Below are 12271 nucleotides of genomic sequence, written 5' to 3' on the forward strand. Positions count from 1 at the left end.
GCCCGAGGACCCGGCGCGCCCGACCGGCGGTCATCCCGTCCCGACGGTGCGGCCAGATCGGGACCGCAGCCGGGTGGAGGCGCGGTCGAGCGCCCGCCGGACCCCCAGGGCCGCCGGGAACCACACCGGTGGCCGCGCGTGGAGGCAACGGTCGGGCAGCCCCTGCTGCCGCAGCGCCGCCAGGCCGGCTGCGGCGTCGAAGTCGACCCGGAGGAACTCGACGGTCCCGGCCGTGTCGTCGATGATCGCGCACCGGGCCCTGGGGCGGCGTTCGAGCTGCCGGGACTGGCCCACGCTCCCCGGGTTGAGCAACCAGGGTGTGGTCGGCATCGGGACCGTCCCCCGCGCAGGCAGCGTGCCCTGCTGTGCGTCCACGAGCCACGCGCGGTGGGTGTGACCGAGGACGAGCGTGTCCGCGCCCGGCGCTTCCTGCGGGAGCCGGGAGAGCAGCTCGACGGCGCGCGGTTCCCGGAACACGTACTCCTCCGGGTCGTCGAGCGACCCGTGCGCTACGAGCACCCGGCCGTCCTGCAGCACCGTGGGCAGCGACTCCAGGAAACTGCGCACGTCGGCGGAGAGCAGCGAGCGGTGCAGCTCGGCGCTCTGCCGGGCGTAGGAGGGGAACCTGGTCGGCGGCAACCGGTCCAGGACGAACAGGTCGTGGTTGCCGAGCACGCACCGGGCACCGGCCTCGGCGAGCATCGTCACGCACTCGTTGGGGTGGGGCCCGTACCCGACGAGATCGCCGGCGACCAGGAGCCGGTCGGTGCCGCGGCGCCCGAGCTCGGCCAGCACGGCCCGCAGTGCGGGCTCGTTGGCGTGGACGTCGGACAGCACCCCGATGCGCATCAGCGGGCCGCTGTCGTCGACAGGCGCCGCCGGGCCCGTCGGTAGACCGGACCCAGCGCTCCTGCCAGCAGAGGCAGCGGGTCGGACAGGTCCAGCGGCGTCCAGGTCTCCGCGGCCGCGGTCCAGCGCAGCCACCGCCACGGCGCGATGCCCTCCTGGCGGGCGGCGCGCCAGTCGCGCTCCACGCGGGACCACGCGACCCCGGGACGCGCCGGCGTCCGCGGGGGACGGGGCAGGCCGAGCAGATCGGCCCACACGACGGCGGGGATGTTGACGCCCGCGACAGCGCCGACGTTGTGCCAGAGGTTGTACCGGGCGTTGACCTCCAGCAGCCACAGCCGGCCGTCGTCGTCCCGTTTGAAGTCCAGCTTGGCGACCCCCCGCAGGTCCAGCGCCTCGATGACCTCCCGGCCCACCCTCGCCACGTCGGGTGCATCGGAGGTGACGACGGCGGTCGAGTGGCCCATCGCCGTCGGGTACGTGCGCACCTTGCGGCCGGTGAACTCCGCGGCCACCTCACCCGACGCGTCGACGTAGACGTGGTGGCTCTCGATGCGGGTCTCCGGCCCCAGGACCGGCTGCTGGACGATCACCTGCGCGTGCCGGGCGGCCAGCGCGTCGACGAGGGCGTCGAGCTGACCGCGGTCGTGGACGAGGACGGCCTTGGCCGCGCTGGCGGCGTCCCAGATGAGCTCGCGGCGGAGCGGCTTGACCAGCAGCGGGAACGTGAGGCGGTCGTCGAGCACCGGCCGGTCAAGATCCAGGACGTGGCCGTGCGGGACCGGCAACCCGGTGCGCAGCGCGAGCTCCTGGAACGCCGCCTTGTCGACCAGGCGCTCCACGAGGTCGGCCTCGGGCACCACGAAGCGCAGCGCGGGGGAGAGCTCGTCGCGCCGCCGGGAGATGAGCAGCAGGTCGTCGTCGGACTGGTAGAAGAGCACGGTCGGCTCCTCGCTGCTGCGGGCACGGGCCAGCAGGGCGGCGACCAGTGCGTCCTCGTCGGGGCGGGGGTCGTCGACCCATCCGGAGACGTACCGGGACCACCGGTCCGGTCGCGTCGGCCGGCCCACCACCGTCACCGGCGCCCGCACCGCGTGCAGCGGGATCGCCACGTCCAGGTAGCCCATCACCAGGGCGTGCCCGGCCGGCGGGTCCCCGCGTCCGGGTCGGGGGACGGCCGGGGCCGGCTGCTCCGGTGGCAGGAAGTAGGTCTCGGGGACCAGGGGGATCTCCCGGCCGGGGAAGAGCGCCTCGACCTGGGTCTCGTAGCCCTTGATGAGCACCCGCTTCTGCTCGAGGTCGTGGTCCCAGGCCACCGGGGTCAGCCCGGGAGTCGCGCGCGCGGCGGCGTCCGGGGCCTCGCGCAGCACGTAGGGGAAGTCGGCGTACAGCACCGTCGGCTGCGGCTGCCGCTCCGCCAGGGTCCGGGTGAGCAGGTGGTCGACGTGCCGGCCGACGCCCACCGGGCCGAGGACGAGCCCGGCGTCGATGCGGTCGGCCAGGCACCGCAGCCGCGCATCCAGCCGGTCGACCAGCGCCTGGTCGCCCGCGGAGACCCGTCCCAGGGCGATGTCCAGCCGGAACGTCGGGTACCGGTGCACGAGCTCCGGGACGACGCGGCCGGCCCGGACCACGGCCGGCGGCACCTCCCGCCGCCGGAACAGCGCGTCGGGAGCGCCGAGGTGGACGTGCTCGACACCCAGCCCGGCCAGGACGTCGGCGTCCTCCTGCTGCCGGGCCGCGTACAGCTCGGCAGCGTCGCCGATGGTGCACTGCCTGAGGAAGGCGCGGGCTGCGCGCGTGTGCGGGGGCGGGCCGGCCTCGGTGAACAGGGTGACCACGGTCACGCGCGTTCGCCGGGCCAGAGCGCTCAGCAGGGCGCCACAGGAGAGGACGGCGTCGTCGAGGTGGGCCGACAGGACCAGGACCCCACGGCCACCGGCCACCACGTCCTCGAGGCGCACGGACAGCGGATCGGTCATGAGGTCTCCAGTTCGTCGGTCGGGACGGCATCGGGTCGTCGCAGCTGCCAGAGCACCACGCCGCCGAGCAGGAGGACCGCTCCCACCCACAGGGCCGGCACGGAGCGGGCGCCCGCGAGGAGGGTCGTCAGCGCTGCGGCGGCGAGCAGGGCCGACCGGGCGCGGCGCAGCGTTCCTGGAGGCAGCACCGGCGTGGCCGCCACCCACAGCCCGCCGGCGCCGAGCAGCGCGCCCAGCGCCGTCCCCGCCGCGAGGCCGGGGACCCCGGCGAGCTGCCAGCCGCCTCCCAGCCCGGCGGCCAGGAACAGGGCCGCGACCAGCAGCCCCGCCTGGCACCGGCGGTAGGCGCGCAGGCCCAGCAACACGGAGGTGAACAGGGTGAGCGCCGCGTACCCGACGCCGGCCGCGGCCAGCGCCGGCAGGAGGCGCAACGAGCCGGCGTAGCGCTCCGGGAAGACCAGCAGGACCAGCCCGGGCGGCACCGTGGCCACCACGGCGGCCGCCGGGCCGGCCAGCAGGGCGAACGAGCGCAGCGTGGTGCCGATGATGTGGTCCGTGCGGGCCCGGGCGCTGCGCAGCAACGGATAGGCGACGGCGACCGCACCCGCCGCGACGTAGACGGGAGCCTTGGCCAGGGTGGCCAGCGCCTGGTAGCCGGCGCTCACCGCGTCGGGGTCGGCGAGCGCGGCGACGAGCACGACGTCGGCGCCGACCAGCGTGGACACGACGAGCTGGGTCGCGGCGATGTCCCCGGTCTCCGCCCAGCGGGCGCGCTCGCGCAGCACGTCCGTACGCCACGACAGGTCCCGCCACAGCGCCCTGGGCGCGCTGAGCAGGACCATCAGCGACCCGGCGAGGAAGCCGGTGAGGGCGCCGCCCGCCCCCCAGCCGAGGAGGACCACCCCCACGCCCACCAGGACGCGGGCGCCGATCTCGGCCTCCAGCACCACCGCGTTGCGGACGAAGCGCAGCTCGCCGTGGAACCAGCCCCACACCGGGCTGGCGAGGAAGAGCACCAGCGCCGACGCGGCGACGACGGCGACGACACCGGCAGGAGCGAACGCCGTCGCCACCAGCGCGGTGACCGCGGCGGCGACCACCCCGCCGGCCGCGGACACCGACCAGGCGAAGGCGATCCCCCTGCGCCGCTCCTCCGACCGCGCGGGGTGGGTGCGGATGACGTGCGTGAGCGGCATCGGCACCAGCGCCGCGGCGAACACCCCGACCGTGCCCAGCAGCGTGGCCGCGGCGGCGTAGACGCTGTAGTCCGGTGCGTCGAGCAGGTGCGCCAGCACCAGCGCGCCGGCGTAGCCGATGACGGCGACCAGCCCCATGGACGCCGACACCAGGGGACCCTGCGAGGAGACCAGTGCGCCGTCCACGGCTGTCGTGCCCGGCCGGTCGCCGGGCACGACGGCAGGAGGGACCGCGCTCACGCGCCCACCCCGGCGTTCCGCTGCTGCCGCAGGGCGGCCACCCGGGCCAGGCCCGCGCGCAGGCGCCGCTCGGCGGCGGTGACCGGGAGCCGCTCGATGCGCAGCCCCGAGAACTCCACCGGGACGCCGCCGAAGCCCTCCTTGAACTCCGCCACCCCTGACCCGGGGTCGGACTCCCCGAGCTGGAACCAGCGGGCCCCGAGCCGGCAGGCGTCCTCGATGGCCAGCGACTGCAGCAGCGTCCCGGCCCGGGTCCGGCGGGCCAGCTCCCGGTCCATGGCGTTCATCCAGCCGTGCGTCTGCGTGCCGCAGCGCAGCACCGCGTTGGCCGCGACCGGCTCGCCGTCCAGCTCCGCCGCCCAGACCTGCGCCATCGGGCCCAGCTCGGCCAGCGCGCCGACGAGCTGGCCGGCACGGTCGCGGCGCCGTTCCACCAGGCGGGCCAGCCAGAGCGGCTGACCGCGCATCTGCGCCCAGCGGTCGACCGACCGGCGGTTGAGCTCGGCGAAGATGCCCGCCGCGGCGGGGTCCTCGCCGGTCCGGATGACCAGTCCGCGCTTCTCCGCCTGCCGCACGCTGCGCCGGACCCCCGCGCGGAACCGCGACCACACCGCGTCGAAGCCCCCGTCGAGGTCGATGACGTGGGCCAGGGCGGGGACCAGCGTGGTGCCCGGCGGCGCGGCGGCCACCCAGGCCGCCGCCGTCCGCGGGTCGGCCGTCAGCGACGCACGCAGCACCGGGCGCCTGGCCAGGTCGGCGAGGACAGCCCCGGCCTCCTGCGGCGAGAGGACGCCGCCGTCGACGAGCGCACCGCCGTACCCGTACCCGGCGGGCAGGGACTCCTCGGTGACCGGCACCCCGGCCGCGGTGCGGGCCACCAGCGGCAGGACGAGCCGGCGACCGCCGGGGAACTCGTACAACCGGCTGGCGTCGGTGTACCCGCGCGTGCGGCACAGCCAGTCGGTCCACTCGGGCGACTGGGTGGGCAGGGCGGCCGGGTCGGCGGCGAGCACCGCCCGCCACGCCGCGCGGGGTGCCGGGGACGTGACGGAGACGTCCCCGGCGCCGATCCGGGCCGGCAGGACGGGGCAGTGGGCGGTCATGCGGAGGCCTCCGGGGATCCGGTGCGCGGGCGGGGGACGACGGAGCGGTAGACGGCGGCCTGTCTCCGGGCGAGGTGGTCCCAGTCGTAGCCGCGGGCGAACACCCGCCCGGCTGCGCCCATGGCCCGTACCCGGTCGACGTCGCGGGACAGGTCGGCCAGCTGGGTCCCGAGCGCCGCCACGTCGAAGGCCGGGACCAGGCGGCCGCACGAGGGCGGCACGACCTCGCGCAGGCACGGGATGTCGAAGGCCACCACCGGCGTGGCCGCGGCGAGCGCCTCGACGGCGACGATGCCGAACGTCTCCGCCCGTGACGGCACGACCACCACCCGGCTGGCGGCGAGCAGCCGGGCCTTCTCCGCGCCGCCGACCCAGCCGGCGAAGCGCACCCGGGCGCCGACGCCGAGCCGGTCGGCGAGCGCCCGCACGCGGACCTCGTCGGGTCCGCCGCCGGCGATGACGAGGTCGCCGTCCACCTGCTCGTGCACCCGGGCCCACGCCTGCAGCAGCAGGTCCAGGCCCTTGCCGCCGAGCTCCAGCCGGCCGAGGCAGAGGACGTCGCGGCCGGGCTGTGCCGGCTCGTCGAACAGGCTGCGGTCCACCCCGTTGCCGATGACGTCGACCATGGCGTGCGGGTTCATCGCCGCCAGCCGGTCCGCCGTCCCCTCGGACACGGCGACCAGCCGCCGGTGGGTGCGCACCGTCACGCGCTCGACCAGGTGGAAGGGCAGCTTGTACTGGCGGGCCTTCTCCCGGGCGTGCAGCCACTGGACCATGCCCACGACCGGCCGCCGTGTCCACAGTGGCGCGGCCATGCTGGAGAACGGCGGCAGGAAGTCCTCGACCACGAGGTCGGCCTCCCGGTGCCGCCGCACGACGAACGGCAGCACGGCCACGTAGCCGAGGAGGCGGGTCAGCCGGTTGCGGCCGCCGCCGATGCCGACGTGCTCGTAGCGCACCCCCTCGTACTCGCCGTCCACGCAGCCCGGGTAGCGAGTGGTGAGCACGGTGACGGCCATCCCGTCGGCGACCAGCCGGCGGTCGATCTCCCGGGTCCGCACCGAGCCGCCGCCCGAGCCGGGCATCAGCGGGTCCTCGAAGCCCAGGTGCAGCACCCGCAACGGTCGGATGGCGCTCACCGGCCTCCCCCTCGTCCCGGCGTCCGGCGCCGGCGCGCTCCCGCGGTCCGGATGACCTCGGCGTACCGGGCCACGGTGACCTCCCCGTTGCCGAACAGGTCGTCCTCGAAGGCCCACAGGAACAGGGACATGCCGCACTCCTGCGCGTACCGGGGAGCGTGCACCATCTGCTCGGCCGAGCTGTCGGTGAGCTCGTTGCCGCCGGTGCCCGGGGTGTCCGGCGAGCCCGGGTTCTCGCCCACCACGCCCAGCCCGGCCCGGCGGGCGTTGGCGACCGTCCACCGCACCGACGACCACCGCTCGACGTCCGGCTCGGTGAGCAGGTCCCGGTCGGCGTCCCCCGGTTGGCAGCTGTCCTGGGGCGGGTCCAGTTCGCGGGCGGTGACCGCCGTCGCGTCGTCCACGCTGCTGGAGTCGGCGTACACACCGCCCCACCCACGGCGCTCGGTGCGCGCCAGGCTCTCGGCGATGTACGGCAGCTGGTCGGGGTAGAAGAGCCCGCCCTCCAGGCTGCCGTCGCGGTCGGCGGTGCCGTCGAGCCCGGCGGCCAGCGCGGCCTCCAGATCGGCGGGCAGCGCCCCGCGGCCGGCCAGCGGCAGGTGGACGTCGCCGGTGTAGCCGCGGTCGCGCAGCGTGCGCACCACCCAGACGACGGCGTCGGCGACCGACCGCGAGTACCACCGGAACCACTCCCTGACCTGCTCGGTCCCGACCGCCGCGCCGTCCCGGGTGGGCGAGCCGGGGGTCCAGTCCGGCATCGGCGTCACCGTCGCGCCGTCGGCCAGCCCCACGCCCCGTTGCGCGGCCTGGTCGAACGCCCAGAACGGGTTCGCGCCGGCCGTCGCGGTACCCGGGTAGCCCAGCTCGCCGTTGACCCCGGTGCCCACGCGGATCGCGGCGGCCCGGTCGAGTCCCACGGCCCGGTCCAGCTCGGTGAGGTAGTCGCTGACGGCGTCCCGCACCGCGGCGCTGAAGACCACGTTCGGCACCTCCCGCGGTCCGGCGGTGCCGTCCTGGTCCCGGTAGCTGCCGCCGGGCAGCTCGGCGACCCAGTCGGGGGCGGAGTGCAGGCCCGGCGTCAGCACGACACCGATGCCGGCGCGTTCGCACTGCTCGAGGTGCCGCCGGAGGAAGGCGACGTAGCCCTCGTCCACCTGCCCGTCCACCGGCTCGAACGCCGCCCAGTCCACGCCCACCTCGGCGTAGCGGACCCCCGCCTCGTGCAGTGCGGCCAGGCGGTCGGCGTCGCAGCGGGACCCGAGGACCCCGAAGGCGAGGTCGCCGCTGTTCGGGGTGGTCACCGGACGCTCCCCGCCACCGGAGGGGCCGCCGGCCACCAGCACCCCGACCAGCGCCGCGGCCAGCACCGCGGCGAGCCCGGCCAGGACCGCGGGCGGTCTGCGCCACCACCGCCTGCGCTGCTTCTCATGGCGTGCCACCGTCACCCGCCTCGGGGACGGCCTCGCCCGCGGTACCGGCGTCGACCGGCGGCGGTGGGGGGCCACCGACCCCGCGTGCGGCGGCCGCTCGCAGATCGGCCTCCTCGACCGACCAGAGCACCGTCTCGCCGTTGGTGGGGCCGGTGTGCCGGAACAGCGGGGTCCCCTCCGTCTCCAGCCAGGCCAGCAGCTCCGGCCGTGCCCGGGCGTACCCCTGCTCGGTCGGCAGGCTCACGGTCAGGACGTACCGCGCACCGTTGGCCGCCAGCTCCTCCGCGGTGGACCACGCGCCGAACCGGTCGTCGTCCCGGAAGGCCCGGACCGAGGTGTCGTTGGTGACGCCCACCCGCGCGTCCGCGGGCAGCTCCTCCGCGGCCCAGGCGCGGAAGCTGCGGAAGCCGTCGTCGGAGCCCGACTCCAGCCGCACACCGAGGACGGCCGTGAGCGCGATCAGGACCGCGGCCACCGCCACCGTGGCGCTGCGCAGGCGGGGACGATGCTCGACCAGCATCGCTGCGCAGACCGCCGAGGCCATGACCCCGACCAGCACGACCGGGTAGCCGAAGTGCTCCTCGAGGGTGCCGAACACCGCGAGGAAGGCCCCGAGCCCCCCGACGACGACCGCGGTGAGACCGAGCAGGCGGCGGCCGGGACGCCGGCTGCACGCGAGGACCGCCCCGACGACCGGGCACAACACCAGGAACAGGTAACTGGTGCCGTAGGACGTCGCGAGCTCGACGAGCCGCTCGGCCAGGCTCGGTGCGCCCGGGGCGTTGAAGCCGGTGGTCTGGTCGGCGCCGACCAGGCGCAGCACGCCGCCGAGCTTCGCCGTCGCCCACAGCGCCAGGTCGCCGGTCACCGCCAGCACGGCGAGGTAGCCGGCGTAGGGGACGACGAGCCCCAGCAGCACCCGGCCGGCCTCGCCCACCCGCAGGGTCCGGCGCCACGCGACCGCCAGCAGCAGCGGTACCACCACGTAGACGGCGAACACGTCCTTGGTGAGGACGGCCAGCCCGAGCAGGAGCCCGGCACCGAGCAGGCGGGCGCGCGGGCGTCCGCCGTCCCGGTCGTCCAAGTGGCGGACGAGCAGGAGGAGCCCGGCCAGCACCGCGACCGCGGCCGGCGTCTCCAGGAAGACCCGGCTGTTGTTGCGGAGCACGAACGGCTCGAACACCAGCACCAGCCCCGCCCAGACGGCCGGGACGGTGCCGGCCAGCCGCCGGACCAGGAGGAAGGCCAGCGCCACGGAGAGGGCGCCGAGGACCGCCGTCAGCCACCGGAGGTCGTAGGCGAGCGCCATGCTGTCGCCGGTCGGCAGCCCGAGGAGGCGGATGACGGCGGCCTCGAGGGCGAAGAAGCCCGGCGGGTGGAGGAAGAACGGCCCGTCTGCCAGGGCCGGCACCTCGCCGCGCCCCAGGGACGCGCCCAGGTCCGCGTAGTGCATCTCGTCGATCCACAGCTCGAAGCTGCGGGTGAGGCCGACCGAGCGGACGAGCAGCGCCGCCGCGGCCAGGACCGCGGCGAGCGCCGGCGCCGAGGACACGGCCTGTCGCCACCCCGCCAGCGGGAGCCGCCGGGGGGCGTCGGGCGGGCCGCCGGCGGCGGCGCGGGGGTGGTCGAGGACCGTCATGCGATCGTCCCTCCGTCGTGGACCGTGGTACCGAGGGCGGACAGGGAGGCCGTGGGGCCGGCGAGCAGCAGCCGGCGGTCGGCCTGCCGCACGTGGAGGGGCGAGGCCCCGATGCGGGCGAGCACCGTCGCCGCGTCGAACTCGTCGCAGCCGCGCAGCACCACCGAGGTCCGGTCCCCGTCGTCGGCGACCTCGTCGGTGGCACGCAGCGCGGCCCGGACGTCGGTGTCGGCCGGTGCGCGGAACGCGGCCAGCACGGCCATGTCCGAACGGGCCGACCGCCGCTGCGCGGCTCCACCCTGACGGCGGGCCGCCGCCGCGCGGATCTCCTCCAGGACCACGCCGGCCAGCAGGTCGGCGCTCCGGTCCCAGGTGAAGCAGGCGGCCCACGCCCGGCAGGCGGCCGCCACCGCCTCCGCGCGCCCGGGGTCGGCCAGCGCGGTCAGGGCAGCGATCAGCGCCCGGCTCAGGTCCCGGGGGTCCTCCACCAGCCAGCCGGTCTCGCCGTCGAGCACCGAGTCGCGGATCCCGGGGGCCTGCAGGGCCAGGCAGGGCACCCCCCAGGCCGCCGCCTCGATCACCGAGCACCCCCACCCCTCGGCCACCGAGGTCGAGGTGGTCAGCCAGGCCCGGCTCAGCAGCTCGTCGCGCACCTGGTCGGACACCCGCCCGTGGAAGCGGACGGTCGCCTGCAGTCCCAGGTCGGCCGCCAGGCCCTGGAGCCGGGCGCGCTCCGGGCCGTCCCCCACGATCTCCACTCGCAACCCCGCGGCCTGCGCGGCGGTCGTGGCCAGCGCGGCGAGGAGGAGCTCGACCCGCTTGTGCGGCACCAGCCGGCTCACCACGACCACCGTGGGCGCCGTCGCACGTCCTCCCCGCGGCTGCGGAACGGGGATCGACCCATTGGGCACCACGATGACCGGCCCGCGGAAGCCGAGCCGCCGGCGCAGCTCGGTCACCGTCGACGGCGAGACGGCGACCGTGGGCCGCTCTCCGTACACGCGCCGGGCGGCCGGGCCCTCCAGGAACCGCCCGAGCGCGGCCAGCGGGGCCGGGAAGCGGGTGGCGAACTGGTCCTGGTGGACGTGGTGCACGACCTGCACGACCGGCACGTCGGCACCGGCGAAGGCCGGCGCGAAGAAGGGGATGCCGTTCTGGCAGTCCACGACCGCGTCGAAGGCTCCGCGGGTGTGCAGCAACCGGGCCGCCGTCCGCGCGTAGACCGACAGCGGGCCGCCGGCCCGGAACACCCGGATGCCGTCGATCTCGTCGTACCCGGGCTGGTCGGCGGCATCGGCGGTGAACCAGGTGACCTCGACGCCGTGCCGGACCCACCGCCGCGCGATCTCGTGTGCGTACTGCTCGGCGCCGCCGGCCTGCGGGTGCCGGACGTCGCGCCAGTTCAGCACCGCGATGCGCGCCCCGCCCAGCTGCGCGGCCGTCGCGGTCACGACGCCCACCGCAACTGCAGGACGGCGCTGAAGCTGGTCAGCCCGTCCCGCCACGGCGAGAAGGACGAGGAGTCGGCGTGGCTCCAGGCCACGGGCACCTCGACGACCCCCCAGCCCGCGACCTGCAGCTGCCGCAGCAGCTCGACGTCGAAGGCGAACCCGGTGGTCCGGCAGGAGACCAGGGCGTGGGTCACCGCCTGCCGCTCGAAGAACTTGAAGCCGCACTGGGTGTCGTGCACGTCCCGGACCACGGAGCGGGCGAGGAGGCGGAACGCGGCACCACCCAGGCGGCGGCCGACCGGCTGGGACTGCACGAACCGCGCCCCGGAGACGTGCCGTGAGGCGATGACCGCGGCCGCGCCGCGCTGCAGGTGTTCCATCGCGGTGGCCAGCGTCTCCACCGGCGTGGCGAGGTCGGCGTCGCAGAAGCCGACGAAGCGGGACCGGCTGCTCAGCAGCGCCCGCCGGACCGCTGCGCCCTTGCCGGGGCGGGCGCACCCGATGAGGGCCACCGGGACGCGCCCGTCGTCGGCCCGCGCGAAGTCGCGGACGACCTCGGCGGTGCCGTCGCAGCTGCCGTTGTCGACGACCACCACGCGGGAGCGCCACGGCTGCTCGCGCAGGTACTCGACGGTGCGGTGCAGCGTGCGAGGCAGGCGCGCGGCCTCGTTGTAGGCCGGGATGGCGATCTCGAGGTCGGCGGCAGGGCGTGCACACGGCGCGGCCGGGGGGCGTGGTCCCGGGATCCGCACGACGCGGGCCCCGGGCGAGTGGACGAGCAGCGGGCGGTCGGGAGTGGTGCTGCGGGGAGGTGGAGCGACGGCTGGAGGCAGGGCTGTGCTCATGACGGCGGTCCTTCGGATGTGCCTGCACGGAGCGGAGAACAGGGGGACGCGTGTCCCTGGGGAGGTCGGCCGGTCGCGGCCGGGACCGTGTCGCGTGCCGTACGGAGGGGACGGCGGCCGGATCGGGGCACGCCGGGGGGACGGCCGCCGCTCAGTCGGGGCGCGCGCCGGCGTGCCCGGGAGCGGCGACGACGGCCCCGAGCACGCCGAAGGTTGAGGGCACCGAGCTGGTATTTATACACATCTCCGAGCCTACGAGACAGCACTAGAGACAGTATGGCGACTTCTGCTCGAATAAGCAGCGATTTCTGCATGCCCCTCAGGGTCTGCGCCAGGCTGTCCTGACCCAGCGAGTTGGTACCGAACCAGTGCGTCGTCGTCGGCGGCTGCTGCCGGG

The 12271-nt window shown here is 76.1% G+C and carries 9 protein-coding genes; all 9 read right to left on the reverse strand.

From position 1 onward, the window contains the following. Positions 1 to 30: 30 nt before the first annotated feature. From CNO22_RS13260 to CNO22_RS13300, 9 genes are read right to left on the reverse strand one after another with little or no spacing between them, the layout of a single operon-like run. On the reverse strand, positions 31 to 849 hold the full coding sequence (locus CNO22_RS13260; RefSeq protein WP_100499822.1) for a metallophosphoesterase family protein: 819 nt from the start codon (positions 847 to 849) through the stop codon (positions 31 to 33). Continuing rightward, a complete protein-coding gene (locus CNO22_RS27705) occupies positions 849 to 2831 on the reverse strand; it encodes a PIG-L family deacetylase (RefSeq protein WP_157936938.1) in 1983 nt (660 codons plus the stop codon). The genes CNO22_RS13260 and CNO22_RS27705 overlap by 1 nt, the downstream gene beginning before the upstream one ends. Next, positions 2828 to 4267: an oligosaccharide flippase family protein gene (locus CNO22_RS13270; RefSeq protein WP_157936939.1), complete on the reverse strand. Its 1440-nt coding sequence runs from the start codon at positions 4265 to 4267 to the stop codon at positions 2828 to 2830. The genes CNO22_RS27705 and CNO22_RS13270 overlap by 4 nt, the downstream gene beginning before the upstream one ends. Beyond that, positions 4264 to 5370, reverse strand: a complete 1107-nt coding sequence (locus CNO22_RS13275) for a GNAT family N-acetyltransferase (protein ID WP_100499824.1) — start codon at positions 5368 to 5370, stop codon at positions 4264 to 4266. The genes CNO22_RS13270 and CNO22_RS13275 overlap by 4 nt, the downstream gene beginning before the upstream one ends. After that, entirely contained in the window at positions 5367 to 6509 is a 1143-nt protein-coding gene (locus tag CNO22_RS13280; RefSeq protein ID WP_198588305.1) for a glycosyltransferase family 4 protein, read from the reverse strand. The genes CNO22_RS13275 and CNO22_RS13280 overlap by 4 nt, the downstream gene beginning before the upstream one ends. Beyond that, a complete protein-coding gene (locus CNO22_RS28350; protein ID WP_198588306.1) occupies positions 6506 to 7948 on the reverse strand; it encodes a beta-galactosidase in 1443 nt (480 codons plus the stop codon). The genes CNO22_RS13280 and CNO22_RS28350 overlap by 4 nt, the downstream gene beginning before the upstream one ends. Next, a complete protein-coding gene (locus tag CNO22_RS13290; protein ID WP_100499826.1) occupies positions 7935 to 9578 on the reverse strand; it encodes an ArnT family glycosyltransferase in 1644 nt (547 codons plus the stop codon). Before CNO22_RS13290 ends, CNO22_RS28350 begins: the two co-directional genes overlap by 14 nt. After that, positions 9575 to 11029 carry a glycosyltransferase family 4 protein gene (locus CNO22_RS13295; RefSeq protein WP_232807005.1) on the reverse strand — a complete coding sequence of 485 codons (1455 nt, stop codon included), beginning with the start codon at positions 11027 to 11029 and terminating at the stop codon, positions 9575 to 9577. Before CNO22_RS13295 ends, CNO22_RS13290 begins: the two co-directional genes overlap by 4 nt. Continuing rightward, positions 11026 to 11874 (reverse strand): glycosyltransferase, encoded by an 849-nt coding sequence (locus tag CNO22_RS13300; RefSeq protein ID WP_100499828.1) that lies wholly within the window; start codon positions 11872 to 11874, stop codon positions 11026 to 11028. Before CNO22_RS13300 ends, CNO22_RS13295 begins: the two co-directional genes overlap by 4 nt. Positions 11875 to 12271 lie beyond the last annotated feature (397 nt).

The sequence above is a fragment of the Geodermatophilus chilensis genome (assembly GCF_002802985.1).
In the GTDB taxonomy this organism is placed as follows: domain Bacteria; phylum Actinomycetota; class Actinomycetes; order Mycobacteriales; family Geodermatophilaceae; genus Geodermatophilus; species Geodermatophilus chilensis.

Bases quoted from the DNA above. Each gene is read 5' to 3' on its own strand.
- CNO22_RS13300 (WP_100499828.1), bottom strand. From the start codon at position 11,874: ATGAGCACAGCCCTGCCTCCAGCCGTCGCTCCACCTCCCCGCAGCACC.
- CNO22_RS13260 (WP_100499822.1), bottom strand. From the start codon at position 849: ATGCGCATCGGGGTGCTGTCCGACGTCCACGCCAACGAGCCCGCACTG.
- CNO22_RS13290 (WP_100499826.1), bottom strand. From the start codon at position 9,578: ATGACGGTCCTCGACCACCCCCGCGCCGCCGCCGGCGGCCCGCCCGAC.
- CNO22_RS13275 (WP_100499824.1), bottom strand. From the start codon at position 5,370: ATGACCGCCCACTGCCCCGTCCTGCCGGCCCGGATCGGCGCCGGGGAC.
- CNO22_RS27705 (WP_157936938.1), bottom strand. From the start codon at position 2,831: ATGACCGATCCGCTGTCCGTGCGCCTCGAGGACGTGGTGGCCGGTGGC.